Origin of the sequence: Streptomyces yunnanensis, assembly GCF_029011865.1 — a bacterium.
GTDB classification, from domain to species: Bacteria; Actinomycetota; Actinomycetes; order Streptomycetales; family Streptomycetaceae; genus Streptomyces; species Streptomyces yunnanensis.
The window spans coordinates 6,322,193-6,345,806 of record NZ_CP095749.1 but is presented as its reverse complement, the minus strand read 5'-3'; the positions used below and the strand labels follow the sequence as shown (position 1 = coordinate 6,345,806).

Here is a 23,614-nt window from a genome sequence, read left to right as displayed (position 1 = left end):
GGGGGCGCACAGGGGTGCGGCGCCCCCGCCCGGTGGTGCGGCTCAGGCCGACGGGCCCGCCGGGACGTTGGCGCGCAGGGTGCCGTCGGGGGCGGCGAGCAGGACGGGGGTGTCCGGGCCGCCCAGGTCGCGGACGGCCGCGCGGTCGGCGTCGGCGGCCTGCTCGGCCTCGCTGACCACGGCCGCGGCCTCCAGGGACGTGGCGCCGCTGGCGACGGCCATCGCGACGGCCGTCTGGAGGGCGCTGAGCTTGAGGGAGTCCAGGGCGACGGTGCCGGCGACGTAGGTCCGGCCGGTCTCGTCGCGGACGGCGGCGCCCTCGGGGACGCCGTTACGGGCCCGCGCCGAGCGCGCGAGCGTGATGATCTTGCGGTCTTCGGGGTCCAACGGTGCGGCTTCGGTCATACGGGCGAGCATATGTGGGGGCCGGGCCGCGGCCTACGGGGGCGGGCCCGTCGACCGTGGCGGAGGCGCGGGCCGTCCCGCTCGCCCGGTGTCGCGTCCGCGGTGCGAACGCACGATGGCTGAAGAGTCCGGTTGCCCCGCTCCCCTGTGCCGGGGCACCCGGCTCTTCAGCCAACGTCGTTTCCGGGTCCGCACCGGGCGGTGCCGCCGTGGGCATGCTGCCCGCGGGGGGCGTCGCCCGGTGCGGAGTCGTGTGTGACCACCGGGTCGCCGGTCACCGTCGTCGATGACCGGCCCCCCTCCCGGTGCCCGTGCTCGCGATGTCCGCGGCCTGGCCGGACGTCATCGCGAATGCTGCGGTGAGTTTTCCGTCACCGCCCGGCGGCGCCTCTCGAAAGGGCCGTGCCGGGGAAATCCGCCGCGATATTCACGGCGCCCCCGGATTCCCCACCTCGGGTCTTTCCGCTCGCGGCGAGGGCACGATTCCGCCCGGGCGGTCCGCCCGCAGAGCTGCCGCGATGGTGGGCACCACCGCGGCTTTTCTTCCACGCATTTCGTTCAGCTTCCCTCTGCCACACAGCACCGACCCCCTTTTCGATGCCGGTTCGAAGATCTTTCCACGGAATTGGCGAGGGAATCCAGGGCTACCGGAAATGGCTTTGAGGATATTTCGGCTGCACTGCGGATCAGTAGCCGGGTGCGGGCGAACGCCCCACAGGTCCGGTGCCGCGAGGGCGGCGGGCCGGCGGTCAGGCGCCGGGGCCGTCACCCTTCGCGGCCGCCGCGCGGACCGGTTCGCAGAGCACCGTGACGATCTTGTTGCGGCGGCCGGCCGGCGACTCGGCGACCAGCCGCAGCGCCTTGAGGTCCGGGTCCGAGGCGTCGTCGGAAAGGTCCATCTCGGCAGTCGCACCGGCGATCGGGACCCGGCCCAGCAGCTTGGCGAGCAGCCCGCCGACCGTCTCGACGTCCTCGTCGTCCAGTTCCGCCAGGCCGTACAGCTCGCCCAGCGCGCCGATGTCCAGCCGGGCGGTGACCCGGTAGCGGCCGCCGCCGAGATCCTGCACGGGCGGCAGTTCCCGGTCGTACTCGTCGGTGATCTCGCCGACGATCTCCTCCAGGATGTCCTCGATGGTGACGATGCCGGCGGTGCCGCCGTATTCGTCGATCACCACCGCGACGTGATTGCGGTCCCGCTGCATCTCACGCAGCAGATCACCGGCGTTCTTGGTGTCGGGGACGAACACCGCGGGGCGCATCGCCGTGGAGACCAGTTCGCTCTCCGCGTCCCGGCTGATGTGCACCTTGCGGGCGAGGTCCTTGAGGTAGACCACGCCGACGATGTCGTCCTCGTTCTCCCCGGTCACCGGGATCCGGGAGAAGCCGGAGCGCAGCGCGAGGGTCAGCGCCTGGCGGATGGTCTTGAACCGCTCGACGGAGATCAGGTCCGTGCGCGGCACCATCACCTCCCGGACGAGGGTGTCGCCGAGCTGGAAGACCGAGTGCACCATCCGGCGCTCCTCGTCCTCGATCAGCGACTCCTTCTCGGCCAGGTCCACCAGCGACCGCAGCTCCGCCTCGGAGGCGAACGGGCCCTTGCGGAAGCCCTTGCCGGGGGTGAGGGCGTTGCCGAGCAGGATCAGCAACTGCGGCACCGGGCCCATCACCCGGGCCAGCGGCAGCAGGACGTACGCCGCCGCGGTGGCGGTGTTGAGCGGGTGCTGGCGGCCGATGGTGCGCGGGGAGACCCCCACGGCGACGTAGGAGACCAGCACCATCACCGCGATGGCGACGGTCAGCGCCTCCCAGGTCTCCTCGAAGGAGCGCAGGCAGGCGTAGGTGACCAGGGCGCCGGCCGCCACCTCGCAGCCGACCCGCACCAGCAGGGCGACGTTGAGGTAGCGGGTGGGGTCGGCGGCGACCGCGGCGAGCTTGGCACTGCCGCGGCGGCCGGAGCGGACCGCCTCCTCGGCGCGGAAGCTCGTCGTGCGGGTCAGCCCGGCCTCCGCGCAGGCGGCGAGCCAGGCGACCACGACGAGCAGTACCGCCACGGCGATCAGGGTGGTCATCGCGCGTCCCGTCAGGTCACGGTCGGGGCCGGCGAGGGACCGGTCATCCCGCGCTCGGTCCGCCAACCGTCGACGATCGCGGCCTGCAGCCCGAACATCTCGGCCTTCTCGTCGGGCTCTTCGTGGTCGTAGCCGAGCAGGTGCAGCACGCCGTGGACGGTCAGCAGCTGGAGTTCCTCGTCCATGCTGTGGGCCGTCGGAGCCTCCGTGCCCTGCTTCTCGGCGACCTCCGGGCAGAGCACGATGTCGCCGAGAAGCCCCTGCGGGGGCTCCTCCTCGTCCTTGGACGGCGGCCGCAGCTCGTCCATCGGGAAGGACATGACGTCGGTCGGGCCCGGGAGGTCCATCCACTGGATGTGGAGCTGCTCCATGGCCTCGGCGTCCACGACGATGACGGACAGCTCGGAGAGCGGGTGGATCCGCATCCGGGCGAGGGCATAGCGGGCGACGTCCAGGATCGCCTGCTCGTCGATGTCCGTACCGGACTCGTTGTTGACGTCGATCGACATGGGGAAGGTGGGTCTCGCTTCTTGGTCGCGCAGCGCGGGCTACTGGCCGTTGCGGCTGTCGTACTTCTCGTAGGCGTCGACGATACGGCCGACGAGCTTGTGCCGGACCACGTCCTTGCTGGTGAGCAGGGAGAAGTGCACGTCGTCGACGTCGTCCAGGATCTCCCGGACCTGGCGCAGTCCGCTCTTCGTGCCGCCCGGCAGGTCGATCTGGGTCACGTCGCCCGTCACGACTATCTTCGAGTCGAAGCCGAGCCGGGTGAGGAACATCTTCATCTGCTCGGGATTGGTGTTCTGCGCCTCGTCGAGAATGATGAAGGCGTCGTTGAGGGTTCGTCCGCGCATGTACGCCAGCGGCGCGACCTCGATCGTGCCCGCCGCCATCAGCCGCGGGATGGAGTCCGGGTCGAGCATGTCGTGCAGTGCGTCGTAGAGCGGGCGCAGATAGGGGTCGATCTTCTCGTAGAGGGTGCCGGGCAGGAAGCCCAGGCGCTCGCCGGCCTCGACCGCGGGGCGGGTCAGGATGATCCGGTTGACCTGCTTGGCCTGGAGGGCCTGGACGGCCTTGGCCATCGCCAGGTAGGTCTTGCCGGTGCCGGCCGGACCGATCCCGAAGACGATGGTGTGCTTGTCGATGGCGTCGACATAGCGCTTCTGGTTGAGGGTCTTGGGGCGGATGGTGCGGCCGCGGTTGGAGAGGATGTTCTGGGTGAGCACCTCTGCCGGGGTCTCGCTCGCTCCGTCGCCGTTCTCCGCCGCGCGCAGCATGGCGATGGAGCGTTCCACTGCGTCCTCCGTCATCGGCTGTCCGGTGCGGAGCACCAGCATCATCTCGTCGAAAAGGCGCTGCACGAGGGCGACTTCGCGGGCGTCACCGACCGCGCTGACCTCGTTGCCCCGGACGTGGATGTCGGTGGCGGGGAAGGCGTCCTCGATCACGCGCAACAGCGAGTCGCCGGACCCCAGGACCGTCACCATCGGGTGCTTGGCCGGGACCGTGAACTGGGCGCTCGCCTGCGCTCGTGTGGGTGTCTGCGTCATGGGTAGGCCGGGTGGCCTGCTACCCCCATCCTTCGCTCATCACAGGTGCGGACCTCCGCGGAGGTGCCGGCACTGGCTCCTTGCGCTACCAGAGTACGACGGGGCACTGACAAGCCGGACGGCTTTTCCGGGGCGACCGCAGGGGCGCGCTCAGGCCGGGCGGCGGAAGCCGATCGTGGGGACCGCGCGGGCCAGCGGCGCCGGTCCGGCGGGACGCGCGGCGTCCGCGGCGCCGGACGGTCCGGCGGTGCCGTCGGGCGCGGGCAGCACGGCGTCCAGGAAGCCGTACTGGCGGCGCAGGCCGGCGGCGGCCCCGGTGTCGCAGGCCCGCACCCGGCTCCACCAGGCGGCGATCTCCGTCCATCCGGGCGCGGAGAGCGAGCCGCCGAACTCCTGCACCGACAGCGCGGCGCTCAGCCCGGCGAAGGACAGCCGGTCGGCCAGCGGCCAGTCGGCGAGGGTGCCGGTGACGAAGCCGGCGACGAAGACGTCCCCGGCGCCGGTCGGGTCCAGCGCCTCCACCGCGATGGCGGGCACCTCGGCGCTCTCGCCGGTGCGGGCGTCCACCGCGTAGGCGCCCTCCGCGCCGAGCGTGACGACGGCGAGCGGGACGAGGTCGGCGAGCTTGCGGGCGGCGGCGCGCGGGCAGTCGGTGCGGGTGTAGCGCATCGCCTCCTCGGCGTTGGGCAGGAACGCCTCGCAGTGCTCCAGGTCGGCGAGGTCGGTGGGGTCCCAGCGGCCGGTGTCGTCCCAGCCGACGTCGGCGAAGATCCGGCTGCCGCGGCCGGCCGCGCAGCCCAGCCAGCCCTCCCGGCGGCCGGGGACGAGCGCGGCGACGCAGGCCCTGGTCGGCGGCGGGCAGCCGGGGGCGTGCCCGCCGTCGAAGGCGTGCTCCGGGGGCGGTGCCTCGTGGCCGTGCGAGACCATGGTCCGCTCGCCCTCGTAGGCCATGGAGACGGTGACCGGTGAGTGCCAGCCGGGGATCTTGCGGGAGAGCGCCAGGTCGATGCCCTCGCCCTGTTCCAGCGCCTCCCAGCAGTACTCGCCGTACATGTCGTCGCCGAACGCGGCGGCCAGGGAGGTGCGCAGCCCGAGCCGGGCCAGCGCGGTGGCCATGTTGGCGACGCCGCCGGGGCTGGAGCCCATGCCGCGGGCCCAGGACTCGGTGCCGCGGACCGGGGCGGAATCCAGGCCGGTGAAGATGATGTCGAGGAAGACGGTGCCGGTGAGATAGACGTCGGTGGGCGGATCGCCGTCGCGGCGCACCGCGGCCAGCGGATCGAGCCCCGGGGGCACGGCGGCCGGCCCCGCGGGCGGTTGGACATCGCGTCGGCCACTGTTCACCGCGCTCGCCCCTCTCGTACGCAACTCGTGCCGCCAGTGTGCCTGATGCTGCGGTACGTTCCGCCCCATGAGGCTCTCCATTCTCGGTGGTGGCGGCTTCCGCGTGCCGCTGGTCTACCGCGCACTGCTGGACGACCCGGCACGCTCCGTCTCCGAGCTGACGCTGTACGACACCGACCCGCGCCGGGTCGCGGTGATCACCGGCGTGCTGGCCCGGCTCGCACAGGGCCGTACCCGACCGGTACCCGTACGAGTGGCGGAAACTCTCGACGCGGCGCTGACGGGCGCCGACTTCGTGTTCTCCGCCATACGTGTCGGCGGTACCGCGGGCCGCATCCGGGACGAGCGGATCCCGCTGTCGGAGGGGGTGCTGGGCCAGGAGACGGTCGGTGCGGGCGGGGTCCTCTACGGGCTGCGCACGATCCCGGTGGCGCTGCACGTCGCCGAGCGGGTCGCGGCGCTCTCCCCGGGGGCGTGGGTCATCAACTTCACCAATCCCGCGGGGATGGTGACCGAGGCGATGGCGCAGGTGCTGGGGGACCGGGTGATCGGGATCTGTGATTCGCCGGTGGGGCTGGTGCGCCGGGCGGCGCGGGCGGTCGGCGCGGACCCGGCGGCCCTGGAGGACCCGGCGCGGTCCGGCTACGACTACGTGGGCCTCAACCACCTCGGCTGGCTGCGTTCGTTGACCCTCGACGGCACCGATGTGCTGCCGGGCCTCCTGGGCGATGCCACGGCCCTGGGTTCCTTCGAGGAGGGCCGCCTCTTCGGCCCGGAGTGGCTCGGGGTGCTCGGCGCCCTCCCCAACGAGTACCTGCACTACTACTACTTCCGCCGGGAGACCCTGCACTCCGTACGGGACACCCGGGAGACCCGCGGGGAGTTCCTGGACCGGCAGCAGGGCGGCTTCTTCGAACGGGCCGCGGCGGCCGGTGCCCCGGACGCGGTGTACGACCTGTGGGAGCGCACCCGGCTGGAGCGCGAGGAGACGTACATGGCGCACAGCCGGGAGGCGACCGGCGGCTGGCAGCGGGACAGCGACGACCTGGAGGGCGGCGGCTACGACCGGGTGGCGCTGGCGCTGATGCACGCCATCGCCGGCGATTCCGGACGGCGGCTGATCCTCAACGTCCGCAACGGGACGACGGTGCCGCAGCTGGCGCCGGACGCGATCGTGGAGACGGTCTGCGAGGTGACCGCCAAGGGGGCCCGGCCGCTGCCCTGCGCGCCGCTGCGCGAGGACCAGTTGGGGCTGATGCTCCAGATCAAGGCCGTCGAACGGGAGACGATGGCGGCCGCCCTCTTCAAGGACCGCGACGCGGCCCTGCGCGCGCTGGCCCTGCACCCCCTGGTGGACTCCCCCGCGGTGGCCGCCCGCATCCTGCAACGAGCGGCCACGGACTCCGGGCGGACGTGAGGCCGGACCACGGGAATTCCCCCCGCCCCCGGCCACGTTGTGGCCCCGCAGGGGGCGCCCGTACCCCCTACGGGATCTGTTCGGCCGCCCCTTAGGGCCTGTCGTCAGTGCCCCCGGGCGATCCACTCCGCGAGGTGCGGGGCCTCGTCCCCGATGGTCGTCGAGTCGCCGTGCCCGGTCCGGACCACGGTCGCCGGCGGCAGGGTCAGCAGCCGGTCGCGGATCGAGTCGACGATCGTCGGGAAGTCGGAGAAGGACCGGCCGGTGGCCCCGGGGCCGCCCTGGAAGAGGGTGTCCCCGGTGAACACGGTGTTCAGGTCGGGGGCGTGGAGGCAGACCGCGCCGGGGGCGTGTCCGGGGGTGTGCAGCACCCTCAGGTCGGTTCCGGCGATGGTCAGTACCTGACCATCCGTCAGTTCCCCGTCGGGGGCGGTGTCCGGGTGGGTCTGCTTCCACAGCGGCAGGTCGTCGGGGTGCAGGAGGATCCGCGCCCCGGTGCGGGCGGCGAGCGCCGGCGCCGCGTCGATGTGGTCGTTGTGCGCGTGGGTGCAGATGATCGCGCGCAGGGTGCGTCCGTCGAGGGCGCGGAGGATGGCGTCGGCGTCGTGGGCGGCGTCGATGACGACCGCCTCCGCGCCGTCGCCGACGATCCACACGTTGTTGTCGACGTCCCAGGTGCCGCCGTCCAGCGAGAACGTCCCTGAGGTGACGAGGTGGTCGACGCGGACGGTCATCACAGCACCACCACCGAGCGCAGCACGTCGCCGGCGTGCATCCGGTCGAAGGCCCGCTCCACCTCGTCGATCCCGATGGTCTCGGTGACGAACGCGCCGAGGTCGATCCGGCCCTGCTGGTGGAGGTCGATCAGCATGGGGAAGTCCCGGGAGGGCAGGCAGTCGCCGTACCAGGAGGACTTCAGGGCGCCGCCTCGGCCGAAGACGTCCAGGAGGGGGAGTTCCAGGGTCATCTCCGGGGTGGGCACGCCCACCAGGACCACCGTGCCGGCCAGGTCGCGGGCGTAGAACGCCTGCCGGTAGGTCTCCGGGCGGCCGACCGCGTCGATGACGACGTCAGCGCCGAAGCCGCCGGTCAGCTCGCGGACGGCCTCGACGGGGTCGGTGGTGCGGGAGTTGACGGTGTGGGTGGCCCCCATGGTGCGGGCCGTCTCCAGCTTCCGGTCGTCGATGTCCACGGCGATGATCTTCGCCGCGCCGGCCAGCCGGGCGCCGACCACCGCCGCGTCGCCGACCCCGCCGCAGCCGATGACCGCGACCGCGTCGCCGCGACCGACCCCGCCGGTGTTGATCGCGGCGCCGATCCCGGCCATCACCCCGCAGCCCAGCAGCCCCGCGACGGCCGGTGCGACGCCCGGGTCGACCTTGGTGCACTGGCCGGCGGCGACCAGCGTCTTGTCGGCGAACGCCCCGATGCCCAGCGCCGGGCTCAGTTCCGTGCCGTCCTTGAGCGTCATCTTCTGCCGGGCGTTGTGGGTGTTGAAGCAGTACTGGGGCCGCCCGCGCAGGCACGCCCGGCAGGAGCCGCACACCGCACGCCAGTTGAGGACGACGAAGTCCCCGGGGGCGACGTCGGTGACGCCCTCGCCCACCGACTCCACCACACCGGAGGCCTCGTGGCCGAGCAGGAACGGGAAGTCGTCGTTGATGCCGCCTTGCTTGTAATGCAGGTCGGTGTGGCACACCCCGCACGCCTGCACCTTCACCACGGCCTCGCCCGGCCCCGGATCGGGCACCAGGATCGTCTCCAGCCGGACCGGCTCGTTCTTCCCCGGCGCCACGACGCCGCGCACTTCCTGTGCCATCGGTACCGCCCCTCTTCGAAGATCACGTACGGGACCACTGTGGCGCACGGCCACCGAGTCGTGCCACACCGTACGGAAAGGGACCGGCCACGGACAGGATCACGGCCGCGCCCGCCCGGGTCACCAGCGGGGCACCGCGGGGGTGGTCCAGCCGGGGTCGGCGCGCCGCATCGCGGCGGCGTCGTCGCGGTCCCGGTAGCGGCCGTCGTCGGCCAGCCAGCGGCGGTGCAGGGCGGCGAGCCGGGCGCGGTCGAGGGTGACGCCGAGGCCGGGGGCGTCGCCGACGTCCAGGTGGCCGGCGCGGAAGGTCGGGCGCTCGGTGAGGACGTCCTCGGTCTGCCAGGGGTAGTGGGTGTCGCAGGCGTGGTCCAGGTTGGGGACGGTGGCCGCCACGTGGGTCATGGCGGCGAGGCTGATCCCCAGGTGGGTGTTGGAGTGCATGGCCAGGCCGAGGCCGAAGGTGCGGCAGAGCGCGGCGAGTTCCCGGGTGGCGTGCAGTCCGCCCCAGTAGTGGTGGTCGGAGAGCATGATCCGTACGGCGCCCCTGGCGACCGCCTCGGGGATCTCCTCGAAGGTGGTGACGCACATGTTGGTGGCGAGTGGGACCGGTGTACGGGCCGCGACGTGGGCCATCGCCTCGGTACCGCTGACCGGGTCCTCCAGGTACTCCAGGACGTCGGCGAGTTCGTCCGCCACCTGGAGGGCGGTCCGTTCCGACCAGGCGCCGTTGGGGTCCAGTCGCAGCGGCCGGCCCGGGAACGCCTCGGCCAGAGCCCGGATCGCGGCGCACTCCTGGTCGGGCGGGAAGACCCCGCCCTTGAGCTTGAAGGACGTGAAGCCGTGGCGGTCGGCGAACCGGCGGGCCTGGGCGACGATGCCGGCCGGGTCGAGGGCGGCGCCCCAGTCGTCCGGCTCGCCCGGCCCGTCGGGGTGTCGCTCCCACCGGTAGAAGAGATAGGCGCTGTAGGCGACCCGTTCGCGCAGCGCGCCGCCGAGCAGGGCGTGCACGGGCAGGCCGGCGGCGTGCCCCCAGGCGTCCAGGCAGGCGACCTCGAAGCCGGAGCGGACCGAGCGCCGCAGTTTGCCGGCGGTGCGGACGCCGCGCAGTCCGGCGGCGTCGACGCCGTCCGGGCCGGCCGGCTGCGACGGGCCGCGCATCCGCTCGGCGAGCGCGGCCAGGCCGTTCAGGTCCGTGACCGACCGGCCGATCAGGGCGGCGGCCAGCGGGCGGGCCAGGTCGAGGTACGCGGTGTCCCCGTAGGTCTCCCCCAGGCCGGTGGCGCCGCCCGCGGTGACCAGCTCGATGATCAGGCGTGGGGTGTACGGCTGGTGCACGCCTTGGGTGTTGAGCAGCGGGGGGTCGGCGATCAGGACCGGGGTGAGTCGGACCTCGGTGACGGCCAGGTCCGCGGGGCGGGGGGCGACCATCGGCGTTCGTCTCCATATGTAGACAACATCCATGGACCGGGATGGAGGCTAGGGAGCGCGCCCGCTCTCCGTCAAGAGCCGTGCGACACCGTCCAGTTGGACCCCCGCACCACCCAACCCTTTACCAATCCTTTAATCTTCGCGCGTAGATACCTCCGCACCACCTCTGTTACACCTACCCGGGACCATCCCCCACGCTTTTCAAGGAGCCGCGCATGCCCCGTCCCGCCCTCTCCCGTCGTGTCCGCCTGGGCGGTGCGGTGGCCGCCGCGCTCGTCGCCGGCACCGCGGTGTTCGGCGCCGGCCAGGCCACCGCCGAGCACTCCGTGCCGCGCACCGACAAGGAGATCCCCAACCTCACCCTGGTGCAGGACAAGATCAAGGCGTACTACGGCGACACGGTGACGGCCGACGGCGAGCACTACGCCTCCCCCACCAGCAACTACGCCCGCCAGGTCCGCGGCATAGAGGCCAAGGCCCGCGCCTACCTGACCGGCGCGCTCGCCAAGAAGGGCACCGGCAAGGCCAAGCCGGCCATCGTCCTGGACATGGACGACACCACCCTGCTGACCTACAACTACGAGCTCAAGGTCGGCTTCAACTTCACGCCCAAGTCCCAGGACGAGTACCTGGAGCACACCGACATGGCCGCGGTCTTCGGGATGAACGACCTGGTCAACTGGGCCCACAAGAAGGGCGCCGAGGTCTTCTTCCTCACCGGCCGCAAGGAGGCGCAGCGCGACTGGAGCGTGCGCAACCTCAAGAACGTCGGCTACGGCGTCCCGCTGGACCGCGCCCACGTCTACCTGCGGGACAAGGAGCACCCGCCCGCCTACCTGCCGTGCGGGAAGACCTGCTCGACCATCGATTTCAAGTCGGGCACCCGCCGGCACATCGAGTCCCTCGGCTACCGCGTCGTCGCCAACTTCGGGGACCAGTACAGCGACCTGGAGGGCGGCGCGGCGGCGCGCACCTTCAAGCTGCCCAACCCGATGTACTACCTGCCGTAGGCGGCGGCCCCCGGCGCCCTCCAGGGGGGCGCCGGGGCCCCTCAGCGCCTCTTGGGGAGCGGCACCCGCAGCAGGTCCGTGGCGATGGTGAGTTCGCCGCCGAAGCCCGCCGCGCGCGCCTGCCGCTCGAAGTCGGCGGGGTCGGCGTAGCGCTGCGAGAAGTGCGTGAGCACCAGATGGCGCACGCCGGCGTCGGCGGCCACCCGGGCCGCCTGCCCGGCCGTCAGGTGCCCGTGTTCCTCGGCCAGTTGGACGTCCTCGTCGAGGAACGTGGACTCGATCACCAGCATGTCCACGCCTGCCGCGAGCGCATGGACGCCGTCGCACAGCCGGGTGTCCATGACGAAGGCGAAGCTCTGGCCGGGGCGGGCCTCGCTGACCTCGTCGAGGGTGACGCCGTTCAGCTCGCCGATCCGCTGGAGGCGGCCGACGTCCGGTCCGGCGATGCCGTGGGCGGCCAGTTTCTCGGGCAGCATCCGCCGGCCGTCCGGCTCGGTGAGGCGGTAGCCGTACGACTCGACCGGGTGCGAGAGCTTGCGCGCCTGGAGGACGTATCCCTTGGCGCGGTCCAGTTCACCGTCGGCGGAGACCGGCCGCTGGGCGATCCGGACCGTCTCCCGGTAGGCGGTGGCGTACCGCAGCCGCTCGAAGAACCGCTCGCCGCTGGCCGGGTAGTGGGCGGTCACCGGATGCGGCACCCGGTCGAGGTTGATCCGCTGGATCACCCCGGCCAGGCCCAGCGAGTGGTCGCCGTGGAAGTGGGTGATGCAGATCCGGTTGATGTCGTGGGCGGCGACCCCGGCCCGCAACATCTGGCGCTGGGTGCCCTCGCCGGGGTCGAAGAGCAGCCCCTGACCGTCCCACCGCAGCAGATAGCCGTTGTGGTTGCGGTGCCGGGTGGGGACCTGGCTGGCGGTCCCGAGGACGACCAGTTCGCGTACCGACATGGCTCGTTATCCGGGGGGCCACTGGAGGCCGCGGCCACCGAGGACGTGCAGGTGGGCGTGGAAGACGGTCTGGCCGGCGCCGGAGCCGGTGTTGAAGACGACCCGGTAGCCGGTCTCCTCGATCTGGTCGTCGGCCGCGACCTCACGGGACTCGGACAGTATGTCGGCGATCACCTTCGGCTCGGCGGCGGCGAGCTCCGCCGCGTTCGGGTAGTGGGCCTTGGGGATCACCAGGACGTGCGTCGGGGCCTGGGGGTTGATGTCGCGGAACGCGACGGTGGTCTCGGTCTCGCGGACGATCGTCGCCGGTACCTCTCCCGCCACGATCTTGCAGAACAGGCAGTCGGCCTGCGGTTCTCCCGCCACCGGTGGGCTCCTCCCGGGTCGCGCGGCATGCGCCGTACGCACCCTGCGTACGCCCTCCGGATGCTAGCCGATCACCCCGGCACGTCCCGGGGCGGCCCGTGACGGCCCTCCCCGGGGTCGGCCCCGGGGGCGGTCTCCCGAATCGCGGCCCGGCAGAGCCTAAGCTGATCTCTCAGACCGCATTGGCCCCACAAACGGGAGTTATGCACCATGGCAACCACGCGCACCGCCACCACCCACTGGGAAGGCAACCTCCTGCAGGGCAAGGGCACCGTCGCCCTGGAATCGTCCAAGATCGGCACCTACGACGTGAACTGGCCCGCCCGAGCGGAGCAGCCGGGCGGCGTGACCAGCCCCGAGGAACTGATCGCGGCGGCCCACTCCTCCTGCTACTCGATGGCCTTCTCGCACGGCCTGGCCGGCAAGGGCTACACCGTCGAGGCGCTGGACACCCGGGCCGACGTCACCTTCCAGCCCGGTGAGGGCATCACCGGCATCGTGCTGACCGTCAAGGCCCGGGTCCCCGGCCTGTCCGAGGCGGACTTCCAGGCCGCGGCCGAGGACGCCAAGAAGAACTGCCCGGTCAGCCAGGCACTGGCGGGCGTCAAGAACCTCACGCTGCACGCCGAACTGCTCGGCTGACGGACCAACGGCGGCGTGCCGGCCGGCCTTTGGGGCGGCCCGGCACGCCGTGACGTCCCGTCGCCCGCGCCCGGCGGGCGCACGACGGGACGTTGCGGACCTAGCTCCAGCGGCCGGTGCGGCCCAGCAGCAGGGCGGTCGCCGCGGTGCCGGCCGTGGACGTCCGCAGCACGGACGCGCCCAGGCGGTACGGCTTGGCGCCCGCCTCGGCGAAGGCCGCCAGCTCCTCCGGCGAGACCCCGCCCTCGGGGCCGACGACCAGCACGATCGAGCCCTCGGTGGGGAGTTCGGCGGTGGCGAGCGGGGTGCTGCCCTCCTCGTGCAGGACGGCGGCGAAGTCGGCGTCGGCGAGCAACTGGGCGACCTGCTTGGTCGACAGCGGATCGGCGACCCGCGGGAAGGTCAGCCGGCGGGACTGCTTGCCCGCCTCGCGTGCCGTGGCACGCCACTTGGCCAGCGACTTGGCGGCCCGCTCGCCCTTCCACTGCGTGACGCAGCGCGCCGCGGACCACGGCACGATGGCGTCCACCCCGGTCTCCGTCATGGTCTCCACGGCCAACTCCCCGCGGTCGCCCTTGGGCAGCGCCTGCACCACGGTGAGGGTGGGCACCGGCGGCTCCTCGGTGCGCAGCCCGCTGACGGCGACGGTCAGCCGGTCCTTGCCCTCGACGGCGGCGACCGTGCCCTGCGCACCGGTCCCGGCGCCGTCGGTCAGCACGACCTCCTCGCCGACCCGCAGCCGCCGCACCGACACCGCGTGCCGGCCCTCGGGGCCGTCCAGGGTCAGCGTGCCCCCGGCCCGTACACCGGCGAGCGACTCGACGAGGAAGACGGGCGCGGTCACACCGCACCGCCCGGTCCGTAGCCCGGGCCGCCCAGGCCCAACGAGACGCGGGCGGCGTCGAGTTCGGCGGCCAGCACCCCCACCAACTGCCCGGCGGGCATCTCCCGCGCCAGCCGATGCCCCTGCCCCGCCCAGAGGTTGAGCCCCTGCGCGTCGCCCGCCTTGGCGGCGGCCTTGCGGACCGGGGCGGTGAGGTAGTGCACGGCGGGGTAGACGGCCGGGGCGTACGGGCCGTGCTCCCTCAGGAAACGGTTCACCAGGCCGCGGGCCGGCCGCCCGGAGAACGCCCGGGTCAACTCGGTATGCGTGAAAAGGGGGTTGGTCAGCGCCTGCTTGTGCAGCGGGTTGGCGCCGGACTCGGGAGTGGCCAGGAACGCGGTGCCCAGCTGCGCCATCGAGGCTCCGGCGGCCAGCACCGCCGCGATCTGCGCGCCGCGCATCAGCCCGCCGGCGGCGATCACCGGGATCTGCACCGTCTCCCGGACCTGGGCGAGCAGCGCCAGCAGGCCCAGCCCGGAGCCCGTCCCGTCGGCGTGCGGATCGTCCCGGTGGGTGCCCTGGTGGCCGCCCGCCTCCACGCCCTGTACGCACACCGCGTCCGCGCCCGACCACTGTGCGGCCTGCGCCTCGGCGGCGGTGGTGACCGTGACGACGGTGTACGTGCCGACCTCGGCGAACGCGTCGAGGACCGCCCGCGAGGGGCAGCCGAAGGTGAAGGAGACCAGCGGCACCGGGTCGTCGCGCAGGATCGCGACCTTGGCCTCGTAGCCGTCGTCGGTGGGGCCGTTGACGTCGCCGAGCTCGGTCTCGTACCAGGCGGTCTCGCCGGCGAGTTGCTCGCGGTAGACCTCGACGGCGGAGGTGTCGGTGAGGGCGGGCTGCGGCATGAAGAGGTTGACGCCGAAGGGCCGGCCGGTCAGCCCCCGCAGCTGTTTGATCTCCTGGTACATCCCGTCGGCGGTTTTGTAGCCGGCGGCCAGGAAGCCGAGGCCACCGGCCTCACAGACGGCGGCGGCCAGCTCGGGTCCGGAGCCGCCGCCCGCCATCGGGGCCTGCACGATGGGGTGACGGCAGAAATCGGTGAGCGCGGTGGGCATGCCCACATCGTGTCACGCCCGGCGCCCCACCCAGAACCGGGGCGGCGGTCACGGGAAACGCCCGGACCGCCGCCCCGGTCGAGGTGGCTCCTGCTTCGTGCCGCGCTCGCCCGGGGAACGATCCCGGGCGGGCGGCCGGACGACTACCGCCCGTTGAACGCATCCTTCAACCGCGAGAACAGCCCCTGCTGCCCCGGCTGGCTGTGCCTGCCCGGGGGACGCCCCCCGGACCCCCGGCCGAACAGCTACCGCCCGTTGAACGCATCCTTCAACCGCGAGAACAGCCCCTGCTGCCCCGGCTGAAACTGGCCCTGGGGGCGCTCCTCGCCGCGCAGCTTGGCCAGTCGGCGCAGGAGTTCCTCCTGCTCCGGGTCGAGCTTGGTCGGGGTCTGCACCTCGACGTGGACGATCAGATCGCCCCGGCCGTTGCCGCGCAGGTGCGTCACGCCGCGGCCGTGCAGCGGGATCGACTGGCCGGACTGGGTGCCGGGCCGCACGTCGACGTCCTCCATCCCGTCCAGCGTCTCCAGCGGGCATTTGGTGCCCAGCGACGCCGCGGTCATCGGGATGGTGACCGTGCAGTGCAGATCGTCGCCGCGCCGCTGGAACACCGCGTGGGGCAGCTCGTGGATCTCGACGTAGAGGTCGCCGGCGGGGCCGCCGCCGGGGCCCACCTCGCCCTCGCCGGCCAGCTGGATCCGGGTGCCGTTGTCGACACCGGCCGGGATCTTGACCGTGAGGGTGCGGCGGGAGCGGACCCGTCCGTCGCCCGCGCACTCGGGGCACGGCGTCGGCACGACCGTGCCGAAGCCCTGGCACTGGGGGCAGGGCCGGGAGGTCATGACCTGGCCCAGGAAGGACCGGGTGACCTGCGAGACCTCACCGCGACCGCGGCACATGTCGCAGGTCTGCGCCGAGGTGCCCGGCGCCGCGCCCTCGCCGCTGCACGTGGTGCAGACGACGGCGGTGTCGACCTGGATGTCCTTGGTGGTGCCGAACGCGGCCTCGCTGAGCTCGACATCGAGGCGGATCATGGCGTCCTGGCCGCGGCGGGTCCGCGAGCGCGGGCCGCGCTGCGAGGCCGTGCCGAAGAACGCGTCCATGATGTCGGAGAAGTTGCCGAAGCCCGCGCCGAAGCCGCCCGCGCCGCCGGCACCGCCGGACTGCGAGAGGGGGTCGCCGCCGAGGTCGTAGACCTGCTTCTTCTGCGGATCCGAGAGGACCTCGTAGGCGGCGTTGATCTCCTTGAACCGCTCTTGGGTCTTGGGGTCCGGGTTCACGTCCGGGTGCAGCTCGCGCGCCAGCCGCCGGAACGCCTTCTTGATCTGGTCCTGCGAGGCGTCCCGACCGACACCGAGGACCGAGTAATAATCCGTGGCCACTTACGACTCCGCGAGGATCTGTCCGACGTAACGTGCCACTGCGCGTACCGCTCCCATCGTTCCGGGGTAGTCCATGCGGGTCGGTCCGACCACGCCCAATTTCGCGACGGCCTCGTCGCCAGAACCGTATCCGACGGTGACGACCGAGGTGGACGTCAGGCCCTCGTGAGCATTCTCATGCCCGATGCGCACGGTCATGCCCGAGTCCTTGGCCTCCCCGAGCAGCTTGAGCATCACCACATGCTCCTCAAGGGCTTCCAGCACCGGCCGGATGGTCAGGGGAAAATCATGCCCGAAGCGCGTCAGATTGGCGGTGCCGCCGATCATGAGCCGCTCTTCGGTCTCCTCCACCAGAGTCTCCAGCAGTACCGACAGTACTGTCGAGACGGTCGCCCGGTCGTCCTGTTCGAAGGATTCCGGGAGATCCTGCACCAGCTGCGGGACGTCCGTGAAACGGCGGCCGACGATCCGGCTGTTGAGCCGGGCGCGCAGATCCGCCAGGGACGTCTCGCCGAACGGCGTCTGGCAGTCGATGAGCCGCTGCTCGACGCGGCCGGTGTCGGTGATCAGCACCAGCATCAGCCGGGCCGGGGCCAGCGCCAGGAGTTCGACGTGCCGGACCGTCGACCGCGTCAGGGACGGGTACTGCACCACCGCCACCTGCCGGGTCAGCTGCGCCAGCAGGCGCACCGTGCGGCCCACCACGTCGTCCAGGTCGACGGCGCCGTCGAGGAAGTTCTGGATCGCCCGTCGCTCGGGGACGGACAGCGGCTTGACGCCGGCGAGCTTGTCGACGAAGAGGCGGTAGCCCTTGTCCGTCGGGATCCGGCCGGCGCTGGTGTGCGGCTGGGCGATGTAGCCCTCGTCCTCCAGGGCCGCCATGTCGTTGCGGACGGTGGCCGGGGAGACGCCCAGCCTGTGGCGCTCGGTGAGCGCCTTGGAACCCACCGGCTCCTCCGTCCCGACATAGTCCTGGACGATGGCGCGCAGCACTTCGAGCCTGCGTTCACTGAGCATTCCGCCACCTCCAGTCGGCCGTCCCGCCGTGTCGTCTCTTCTCCTGGCACTCGCACGGGCCGAGTGCCAGACCCGGAGCCAGTGTACGGCCGGGTAGCACGGATGCGGCAAGGGCGGGCGTACCGAGGGCTTACCCACCACCGCGGAATCCGACCCCCGGGTCGCCCCTGAGAGCCCCCTGATCGCACCCCGAGGTCCCCCTGATCCCGCCCCGCCACGGCCCCGGGCAAAAGCCCCGGGCGGTAGCCGTACTGCCCGCAGTGCGTGCCGGACGTCGGACGGCAGGCGGGAGTTCGACGACAGGGGCTAGCGTCTCGGTATGCGCACCACTTGGGAAGAGGCGGGCTGGGAGCGGCTCGGCGAGGGTGTCGTCCGGCGCCGGATGCCCGGCTGGGACGAGACGATCGGCGTGATCGCCGGCTCGGACGGCGTGCTGATCGTCGACACCGGCCCGACGCTCGGTGCCGGGGCCGAACTGCGCCGGACGGTCCGCGCGGTGCTGGGCCGCGATGTGACGCATGTCGCGCTCACCCACGCGCACTTCGACCACGTCCTGGGCACCGCGGCCTTCGCGGGGGTGGAGGTGTTCGGCGCGACCGGACTGGCCGAGCTGCTGCGGCACGGCAAGGAGGAGCTGCGGGACTCCGCGGTCCGGCACGGCGTGGACCCGGACACCGCGGCGGAGGCCGCGGACCTGCTGGTCGCCCCGCACCACCACGTGCACGGGGAGCTGACCGTCCGCCTCGGGGACCGGGAAGTGCTGCTGGCCAACGTCGGCCCCGGTCACACCGCCCACGACCTGGCCGTCCTGGTGCCGGGCCGGGCCGGTGAACGGGAGATCGTGTTCTGCGGCGACCTCGTCGAGGAGTCCGGCGAGCCCCAGGCGGGCCGGGACGCGCTGCCCCGGCTCTGGCCCGCCGCGCTGGACCGGCTGCTGGCGCTGGGCGGCGAGGACGCGGTGTACGTGCCCGGCCACGGCGCGGTGGTCGACGCCCGCTTCGTACGCGCCCAGCGGGACGCCCTGGCCGCCCGCTTCGGCGCCGACTCGCCCTGATCCGCCACCCCGTCGACTGTCGCCCCGGCGCCCCGTGCACCGGGGACCACCGCCCCGCCGATCCCCAGGAAGCAGACCCGCATGCACAGCAGGCACTACAGCCCCGACCTCACTCCCCCCTGGAAGAAGCCGAAGCCGGTGCCCGAGGTGCCGGCCGATCCCGGGCTGGTCGTGGAGGAGGTGGTGACGGGCTACTGCGGCGCGGTCCTGCGGTGCGAGAAGACCGCCGAGGGCCCGACGGTCACATTGGAGGACCGCTTCGGCAAGCAGCGGGTGTTCCCGATGGTGCCGCGCGGTTTCCTCCTGGAGGGCAGGACCGTCACCCTCGTCCGGCCGCAGAGCCGTCCGGCGCCGAGCGGCCCGGCGCGCACCGCGTCCGGCTCGATCGCGGTCCCCGGGGCGCGCGCCCGGGTCGCCCGCGCCGGTCGCATCTACGTGGAGGGGCGGCACGACGCGGAGTTGGTGGAGCGCGTCTGGGGCGACGACCTGCGGATCGAGGGCGTCGTCGTGGAGTACCTGGAGGGCGTCGACGACCTCCCGGCGATCGTCGACGCGTTCGCCCCCGGTCCGGACGCGCGCCTGGGCGTCCTGGTGGACCACCTCGTCCCCGGCTCGAAGGAGTCCCGGATCGCGGCGGCGGTGACCGGTGAGCACGCGCTGGTCGTCGGCCACCCGTACATCGACGTCTGGGAGGCGGTGAAGCCGTCCTCGGTGGGCATCCCGGCGTGGCCGCGGGTCCCCCGGGGCCAGGACTGGAAGACCGGGGTGTGCCGGGCGCTGGGCTGGCCGGAGAACACCGGTGCGGCCTGGCAGCGGATCCTGTCGCGGGTGCGGTCCTACAAGGACCTGGAGCCGGCGCTGCTGGGCCGGGTCGAGGAGCTGATCGACTTCGTGACGGCGCCGGAGGGGGCGGACGGCCGCTGAAGGCCCGTCCCGCACGGCGTGCGCCCCTGGTGCACGCCGTGCGCCGGACCGGCGGTGAGCGCACTCTGGTAGCAGCGATTCCGGAGGTGACCGCCATGTTGAAGACCGCTGTCGGATGGCATGTCGAGCTGGAATTCGAGGAGGACACCCACCGCACCCGGGCCGCCGCGCTGGTACGGCTGCCCGACGGGACCGAAGTGCGGTCCCATGGTTATGCCAGCCGCCACCCGGCCGACGGGAACCAGCCCCGGGTCGGCGAGGAGGTCGCGGGGGCAAGAGCCCTCAACGATCTTGCGATGCAGTTGCTGACCAAGGCGCACGACGAGATCGACTCGGCATCGGGGCGGATGTCGCGGCCGCTGACCCACTGAAGTCCCCCGGCCGGTCGGGCCGTTGGACCGCTGGGCCGCTAACGCCGCGCCGGCCCGCCGGGAGGCGCCGGCCCGTCACGAGGCGTCAGTCCACCAGATCGCGGACCACCGCGTCCGCGAGGAGGCGACCGCGGAGCGTCAGCACGGCCCGCCCCGCCTCGTACGGGCCGGGCGCCAGGAGGCCGTCGGCCACCGCGCGGGCGGCGGCGCGGGCCCCCGTGGGGGCGAGGAGGGAGAGCGGGCAGCCGGCGGCGAGGCGGAGTTCCAGGAGGATCCGCTCGACGCGGCGGTCCTCGTCGGCGAGCAGTTCGCGGCCGGCCCCCGGGGAGCGGCCCTCGGCGAGGGCCTGGGCGTAGGCGGCGGGGTGCTTGACGTTCCACCAGCGGACGCCGCCGACGTGGCTGTGCGCGCCGGGGCCGGCGCCCCACCAGTCGGCGCCGGTCCAGTACAGCTCGTTGTGGCGGCAGCGGGCGGCCTCGGTGGTGGCCCAGTTGGAGACCTCGTACCAGGAGTAGCCGGCGGCGGTGAGGCGCTCCTCGGCGATCAGATAGCGGTCGGCGTGCACGTCGTCGTCGGTCATCGGGATCTCGCCGCGGCGGATCCGGCGGGCCAGCTGGGTGCCCTCCTCGACGATCAGCGCGTAGGCGGAGATGTGGTCCGGGCCGGCGCCGGTGGCGGCGTCGAGGGTGGCCCGCCAGTCGTCGTCGGACTCGCCGGGGGTGCCGTAGATCAGATCGAGGTTGACGTGCGCGAAGCCGGCCGCCCGGGCCTCGGCGACGCAGGCTTCGGGGCGGCCCGGGGTGTGCGTGCGGTCCAGGATCTTCAGGACGTGCTGCCGGGCGCTCTGCATGCCGAAGGAGACGCGGTTGAAGCCGGCAGCGCGCAGCTCGGCGAGATAGCGCGGATCGACGGACTCCGGGTTGGCCTCGGTGGTGATCTCGGCGTCGGGCGCCAGCCCGAACTCGTCGCGCAGCGCGGCCAGCATCCGGCCGAGGTCGGCGGCCGGCAGCAGGGTCGGGGTGCCGCCGCCGACGAAGACCGTCTCCACCGGGCGGGGGTCGTCGCCGAGCACCTTGCGGGCCAGCCGGACCTCCTCGACGAGGGTGTCGGCGTAGTTCTCGCGGGAGGCCAGGACGCCGCCGGGGCCACGCAGCTCGCCGGCGGTGTAGGTGTTGAAGTCGCAGTAGCCGCAGCGGGTGGCGCAGTACGGCACGTGCAGATAGAAGCCGAGGGGGCGCTCGGCGGCGCCGGTCAGCGCATGGCGGGGCAGCGCCCCGTCCTCGGGCATCGGCTCACCATCTGGCAGTGCGGAAGGCATGGGGTCCATTGTCCGTCATGCCGAGTGGTTCCGGAGCGGGGCTCCCGGAGAGCGGGCGGCGGCCCCTGGGCAGCCGGGGCGGTGGGCCCGGGGCGGCTGTGGCGGCGGGCCCGGGGCGGCCCCCGGGGCGGCCGGCTGGAATACCGCCCCCGCCCGCCCGGTTGTGGCCCCGCAGGGGGGCCGCGCACCCCCTACGGGATCCGTTCGCACCTCCCCTACGGGCGCCCGCCCGCCGCCTGGAGGACCATCAGCGCCAGGTCGTCGTCGGGCGGCGTGGGGCCGAAGGCGTGCACCGTGCGGCGGATGTGCTCGGCGATGGCCTCGGCGCTCCGCCCGGCCGCCGCGGCGAGCGCCGAGGCCAGCCCGTCCTCGTCGTCGAAGAGCCGCCGGCCGCAGCGACGCTCGGTCACCCCGTCGGTGACGCACAGCAGCGTCTCCCCGGGGCAGAGGTCGAAGGACTCGCTGACGTACGACGCGTCCTCGACGACGCCGAGCAGCATCTGCGGGGCCGCCGCGACCCGGACCGCGCCGTCGGCTCCCAGGACCAGCGGCAACGGATGGCCGGCGCTGGCGAGGGTGCAGCGGGCGCCGCCGTCGCCACCGCGGTACGGGACGATCTCGCCGTAGAGCAGGGACAGGAAGCGGGCCTGTTCGCCCTCCTCGCGGATCTCCACCGGGGCCTCCGCGCCCGCGCCGGCCGCCGCCACCGCCGCCGCGACCGCGGCGACGGAGTCCGCGGCCTCCCGGGCCATGGTCTTGTTGAGCCGGTCCAGGACCTCGGCGACACCGAAGCCGTCGCGGGCCAGCAGCCGCAGCACCGGCCGGGCCAGCCCGGTGACCGCGGCGGCCTCGGGCCCGGAGCCGCAGACGTCGCCGAGCGCGAAGCACCAGCGGCCGTCGCCGGCGTCGAAGAGGTCCCAGAAGTCGCCGCCGGCCCAGGCGCCCTCGCGCGGCTCGTAGACCACCGCCGACGCGACCCCGGGCACCCGCGCCCGTCCCTGGGGCAGCAGCCGGCGCTGGAGGACCCGGCTGATGCGTTCCTGGCGGCTGTAGGCGCGGGCGGTGGCCACCGCCCGGGCGGCCCGGCGGCACAGGTCCTCGGTCAGCGCGACCACCTCGCCGGGGAAGCGGCGCAGCCCGGCCCGGCCGAGCAGCAGGGTGCCGTGCCGCCGGCCGCCGGCGACCAGGGGGCAGGCCAGGGCCGCGCCGCCGGTCTCACGGCCGGCCGGCTCGTACGGCCAAGGCCAGGGCACCGGGACCGGCCGGCTGTCGGTACTGCCGTCGTCGCCCAGGCCCGGCGGCGCCTTCTCCAGGGAGGCCCGCAGCGAGTCGATCCGGCCCTCGGACAGGTGCCAGACCCGGGCCAGCCGCGGCACCTCACCGTCCTCGCTGAGGCCGCGCCCGGGGGCGCCGCCGTCGCCGTCGTGCAGCCATACCGCGCACCAGTCGGCGAGCCGCGGAACGATCAGCTGGCAGGCCAGCGAGGCGACCTGGTCGGCGTCCAACTGCCCGGAGAGCAGGTCGGACGCCTCCGCGAGGAAGGACAGCGCGCCGTTGTCGACGCCGCCGCGGTCCCGTTCGGGGCGGTCCTCGGGCGGCGCGGGGCGGCGCGGCACCGGGGCGAGGAGCTCGGAGGCCCGTAGTTCGCGCCGGAACGTCCGGTCGTCGAGGACTCCGTAGGCGCCGAGGGCGTCGGCGGCATCGGGGGCGCCGGCGGCATCGGCGGTGCCGAAGGCGTCGTAGGTGCCGTAGCTGTCGTAGGGGTCACAGGTGTCGTAGGCGTCGTAGGTGCCGTCGGCGGTGTCCGGTTCGGGCCAGGCGGCGTCCGGGCCGCCGACCGGCAACCGGAACCACACCGTCTTCATCGCCCGCCGGTAGGTGACGCCCCAGGCTTCGGCCACCGCGCTGATCAGCCGGAGCCCGTGGCCGCCGCCCTCGTAGGCCCCGGTGTCCTCGCGGGCCCGGACCGGCTGGGTGGGGTGCCGGTCGGAGACCTCGACGACCAGGCCGGGGCGGGGTGGCTCCTCGGGAACGGCGTCCGGGGGGTCGTCGAGGTGCGGCACCGGCTCCTCGGCGGGGTCGAGCCGGCAGAGCACGTCGACGGTGGTGCCCGCGTGCACCACCGCGTTGGTCACCAACTCGCTGACCAGCAGCACCGCTTCGTCGGCCAGCCGGTCGGTGAGCCGGTCGGCGCCCGGCAGCCGGCGCGCGGTCCAGTCGGCGAAGGCGGCCCGGACGAACCGCCGCGCGGCCGCCGCGGCCCGTGGGTCGCCGGGCAGCGTGGCCCGCAGGGAGCGGGCGGCGGCCCCGGTAACGTCGTCCCGTCCGACCGAAGTTGTCATCCTCATTGAGCAACTCCCGAGCAGTTCCCCAGCGACGCCGGATGCGCCACCGCCAGAGTGACAGAACGAGCCCGCACATAAGCGGTGAGTCACGGAAGTGCGTGGTCAGAGGGGTCAATTCGGCTGACGCGGCGCGGCAGTTGGCCGGCGCGCCACGGCACCCCGCAGGGCCCGCCCAGAGCGCGCCGGACCGCCGGCCGCCGGACGGGCACGAGGGTGCGGCGCGGGGCGCCCCGGGCACTCCCGGGGCCCGCACCGCACCGCGCCC

General features: G+C 73.4%; 22 protein-coding genes. 6 read left to right on the top strand and 16 right to left on the bottom strand.

Translation table 11 applies throughout. From position 1 onward, the window contains the following. Positions 1-42 precede the first annotated feature (42 nt). The 5 genes from MOV08_RS27645 to MOV08_RS27625 form a co-directional block, all read right to left on the bottom strand. Positions 43-405 (bottom strand): cytidine deaminase, encoded by a 363-nt coding sequence (locus tag MOV08_RS27645; protein WP_067358805.1) that lies wholly within the window; start codon positions 403-405, stop codon positions 43-45. A 749-nt stretch (positions 406-1,154) separates the two neighbouring features. Further along, positions 1,155-2,474, bottom strand: a complete 1,320-nt coding sequence (locus tag MOV08_RS27640) for a hemolysin family protein (protein ID WP_275309281.1) — start codon at positions 2,472-2,474, stop codon at positions 1,155-1,157. Between the two features lie 11 nt (positions 2,475-2,485). Next, positions 2,486-2,983: an rRNA maturation RNase YbeY gene (gene ybeY / locus MOV08_RS27635; protein WP_073442199.1), complete on the bottom strand. Its 498-nt coding sequence runs from the start codon at positions 2,981-2,983 to the stop codon at positions 2,486-2,488. A gap of 39 nt (positions 2,984-3,022) precedes the next feature. Next, a complete protein-coding gene (locus MOV08_RS27630; RefSeq protein WP_039636523.1) occupies positions 3,023-4,024 on the bottom strand; it encodes a PhoH family protein in 1,002 nt (333 codons plus the stop codon). 150 nt (positions 4,025-4,174) lie between these two features. Beyond that, positions 4,175-5,368, bottom strand: coding sequence for a carbohydrate kinase family protein (locus MOV08_RS27625; RefSeq protein ID WP_039636521.1), 1,194 nt, complete (start codon positions 5,366-5,368; stop codon positions 4,175-4,177). Between the two features lie 67 nt (positions 5,369-5,435). Between MOV08_RS27625 and MOV08_RS27620 the strand changes: the two genes are divergently transcribed. After that, positions 5,436-6,785, top strand: coding sequence for a family 4 glycosyl hydrolase (locus tag MOV08_RS27620; protein WP_275309279.1), 1,350 nt, complete (start codon positions 5,436-5,438; stop codon positions 6,783-6,785). Between the two features lie 104 nt (positions 6,786-6,889). Here MOV08_RS27620 and MOV08_RS27615 read toward each other — a convergent pair whose 3' ends face one another. The 3 genes from MOV08_RS27615 to MOV08_RS27605 all read right to left on the bottom strand — a co-directional run bounded on the left by MOV08_RS27615 (position 6,890) and on the right by MOV08_RS27605 (position 10,032). Beyond that, a complete protein-coding gene (locus MOV08_RS27615) occupies positions 6,890-7,519 on the bottom strand; it encodes an MBL fold metallo-hydrolase (RefSeq protein ID WP_039636517.1) in 630 nt (209 codons plus the stop codon). Then, positions 7,519-8,604 carry an S-(hydroxymethyl)mycothiol dehydrogenase gene (locus MOV08_RS27610; RefSeq protein WP_275309278.1) on the bottom strand — a complete coding sequence of 362 codons (1,086 nt, stop codon included), beginning with the start codon at positions 8,602-8,604 and terminating at the stop codon, positions 7,519-7,521. The genes MOV08_RS27615 and MOV08_RS27610 overlap by 1 nt, the downstream gene beginning before the upstream one ends. A gap of 120 nt (positions 8,605-8,724) precedes the next feature. After that, the gene (locus MOV08_RS27605) at positions 8,725-10,032 is read right to left on the bottom strand and encodes an enolase C-terminal domain-like protein (RefSeq protein WP_275309276.1); all 1,308 of its coding nucleotides are present in this window, start codon (positions 10,030-10,032) and stop codon (positions 8,725-8,727) included. Positions 10,033-10,247: 215 nt separating this feature from the next. Between MOV08_RS27605 and MOV08_RS27600 the strand changes: the two genes are divergently transcribed. Further along, positions 10,248-11,042: an HAD family acid phosphatase gene (locus MOV08_RS27600; protein ID WP_275309275.1), complete on the top strand. Its 795-nt coding sequence runs from the start codon at positions 10,248-10,250 to the stop codon at positions 11,040-11,042. A 41-nt stretch (positions 11,043-11,083) separates the two neighbouring features. Here the strand turns inward: MOV08_RS27600 and MOV08_RS27595 are convergent, their stop codons facing one another. Beyond that, positions 11,084-11,989: a ribonuclease Z gene (locus MOV08_RS27595; RefSeq protein ID WP_275309274.1), complete on the bottom strand. Its 906-nt coding sequence runs from the start codon at positions 11,987-11,989 to the stop codon at positions 11,084-11,086. 6 nt (positions 11,990-11,995) lie between these two features. Further along, a complete protein-coding gene (locus MOV08_RS27590; RefSeq protein WP_039636506.1) occupies positions 11,996-12,355 on the bottom strand; it encodes a histidine triad nucleotide-binding protein in 360 nt (119 codons plus the stop codon). A 210-nt stretch (positions 12,356-12,565) separates the two neighbouring features. On the opposite strand from MOV08_RS27590, the gene MOV08_RS27585 reads away from it, so the two are divergent. Further along, positions 12,566-12,997: an OsmC family protein gene (locus MOV08_RS27585; RefSeq protein ID WP_275309273.1), complete on the top strand. Its 432-nt coding sequence runs from the start codon at positions 12,566-12,568 to the stop codon at positions 12,995-12,997. Positions 12,998-13,097: 100 nt separating this feature from the next. Here the strand turns inward: MOV08_RS27585 and MOV08_RS27580 are convergent, their stop codons facing one another. The 4 genes from MOV08_RS27580 to hrcA form a co-directional block, all read right to left on the bottom strand. Then, positions 13,098-13,841, bottom strand: coding sequence for a 16S rRNA (uracil(1498)-N(3))-methyltransferase (locus MOV08_RS27580; protein WP_039636502.1), 744 nt, complete (start codon positions 13,839-13,841; stop codon positions 13,098-13,100). Next, on the bottom strand, positions 13,838-14,938 hold the full coding sequence (locus MOV08_RS27575) for a nitronate monooxygenase (RefSeq protein ID WP_275309271.1): 1,101 nt from the start codon (positions 14,936-14,938) through the stop codon (positions 13,838-13,840). The genes MOV08_RS27580 and MOV08_RS27575 overlap by 4 nt, the downstream gene beginning before the upstream one ends. A gap of 245 nt (positions 14,939-15,183) precedes the next feature. Beyond that, positions 15,184-16,320, bottom strand: a complete 1,137-nt coding sequence (gene dnaJ / locus MOV08_RS27570; protein WP_039636497.1) for a molecular chaperone DnaJ — start codon at positions 16,318-16,320, stop codon at positions 15,184-15,186. Next, a complete protein-coding gene (gene hrcA / locus MOV08_RS27565; RefSeq protein WP_039636495.1) occupies positions 16,321-17,337 on the bottom strand; it encodes a heat-inducible transcriptional repressor HrcA in 1,017 nt (338 codons plus the stop codon). It lies immediately after the preceding gene. A 319-nt stretch (positions 17,338-17,656) separates the two neighbouring features. Here hrcA and MOV08_RS27560 point away from each other — a divergent pair, with 319 nt between their 5' ends. From MOV08_RS27560 to MOV08_RS27550, 3 genes are all read left to right on the top strand, one after another. Continuing rightward, positions 17,657-18,391, top strand: a complete 735-nt coding sequence (locus MOV08_RS27560) for an MBL fold metallo-hydrolase (RefSeq protein ID WP_039636493.1) — start codon at positions 17,657-17,659, stop codon at positions 18,389-18,391. An 81-nt stretch (positions 18,392-18,472) separates the two neighbouring features. Next, positions 18,473-19,315 carry a DUF3097 domain-containing protein gene (locus MOV08_RS27555; RefSeq protein WP_275309269.1) on the top strand — a complete coding sequence of 281 codons (843 nt, stop codon included), beginning with the start codon at positions 18,473-18,475 and terminating at the stop codon, positions 19,313-19,315. 95 nt (positions 19,316-19,410) lie between these two features. Beyond that, positions 19,411-19,686, top strand: a complete 276-nt coding sequence (locus MOV08_RS27550; protein ID WP_180990171.1) for a DUF1876 domain-containing protein — start codon at positions 19,411-19,413, stop codon at positions 19,684-19,686. An 85-nt stretch (positions 19,687-19,771) separates the two neighbouring features. Here MOV08_RS27550 and hemW read toward each other — a convergent pair whose 3' ends face one another. Further along, entirely contained in the window at positions 19,772-21,004 is a 1,233-nt protein-coding gene (gene hemW, locus MOV08_RS27545) for a radical SAM family heme chaperone HemW (protein WP_039636489.1), read from the bottom strand. Positions 21,005-21,219: 215 nt separating this feature from the next. After that, positions 21,220-23,346, bottom strand: a complete 2,127-nt coding sequence (locus tag MOV08_RS27540; protein ID WP_275311915.1) for an ATP-binding SpoIIE family protein phosphatase — start codon at positions 23,344-23,346, stop codon at positions 21,220-21,222. Positions 23,347-23,614: the final 268 nt, after the last annotated feature.

What these genes read in the sequence shown, in the direction of transcription:
- MOV08_RS27550 (WP_180990171.1), top strand. Translation starts at nt 19,411, where the DNA reads ATGTTGAAGACCGCTGTCGGATGGCATGTCGAGCTGGAATTCGAGGAG.
- MOV08_RS27575 (WP_275309271.1), bottom strand. Translation starts at nt 14,938, where the DNA reads ATGCCCACCGCGCTCACCGATTTCTGCCGTCACCCCATCGTGCAGGCC.
- MOV08_RS27615 (WP_039636517.1), bottom strand. Translation starts at nt 7,519, where the DNA reads ATGACCGTCCGCGTCGACCACCTCGTCACCTCAGGGACGTTCTCGCTG.
- MOV08_RS27585 (WP_275309273.1), top strand. Translation starts at nt 12,566, where the DNA reads ATGGCAACCACGCGCACCGCCACCACCCACTGGGAAGGCAACCTCCTG.
- MOV08_RS27555 (WP_275309269.1), top strand. Translation starts at nt 18,473, where the DNA reads ATGCACAGCAGGCACTACAGCCCCGACCTCACTCCCCCCTGGAAGAAG.
- MOV08_RS27560 (WP_039636493.1), top strand. Translation starts at nt 17,657, where the DNA reads ATGCGCACCACTTGGGAAGAGGCGGGCTGGGAGCGGCTCGGCGAGGGT.
- ybeY (WP_073442199.1), bottom strand. Translation starts at nt 2,983, where the DNA reads ATGTCGATCGACGTCAACAACGAGTCCGGTACGGACATCGACGAGCAG.
- MOV08_RS27605 (WP_275309276.1), bottom strand. Translation starts at nt 10,032, where the DNA reads ATGGTCGCCCCCCGCCCCGCGGACCTGGCCGTCACCGAGGTCCGACTC.
- MOV08_RS27600 (WP_275309275.1), top strand. Translation starts at nt 10,248, where the DNA reads ATGCCCCGTCCCGCCCTCTCCCGTCGTGTCCGCCTGGGCGGTGCGGTG.
- MOV08_RS27630 (WP_039636523.1), bottom strand. Translation starts at nt 4,024, where the DNA reads ATGACGCAGACACCCACACGAGCGCAGGCGAGCGCCCAGTTCACGGTC.
- MOV08_RS27640 (WP_275309281.1), bottom strand. Translation starts at nt 2,474, where the DNA reads ATGACCACCCTGATCGCCGTGGCGGTACTGCTCGTCGTGGTCGCCTGG.
- hrcA (WP_039636495.1), bottom strand. Translation starts at nt 17,337, where the DNA reads ATGCTCAGTGAACGCAGGCTCGAAGTGCTGCGCGCCATCGTCCAGGAC.
- MOV08_RS27620 (WP_275309279.1), top strand. Translation starts at nt 5,436, where the DNA reads ATGAGGCTCTCCATTCTCGGTGGTGGCGGCTTCCGCGTGCCGCTGGTC.
- MOV08_RS27610 (WP_275309278.1), bottom strand. Translation starts at nt 8,604, where the DNA reads ATGGCACAGGAAGTGCGCGGCGTCGTGGCGCCGGGGAAGAACGAGCCG.
- MOV08_RS27540 (WP_275311915.1), bottom strand. Translation starts at nt 23,346, where the DNA reads ATGACAACTTCGGTCGGACGGGACGACGTTACCGGGGCCGCCGCCCGC.
- MOV08_RS27645 (WP_067358805.1), bottom strand. Translation starts at nt 405, where the DNA reads ATGACCGAAGCCGCACCGTTGGACCCCGAAGACCGCAAGATCATCACG.
- MOV08_RS27595 (WP_275309274.1), bottom strand. Translation starts at nt 11,989, where the DNA reads ATGTCGGTACGCGAACTGGTCGTCCTCGGGACCGCCAGCCAGGTCCCC.
- hemW (WP_039636489.1), bottom strand. Translation starts at nt 21,004, where the DNA reads ATGCCTTCCGCACTGCCAGATGGTGAGCCGATGCCCGAGGACGGGGCG.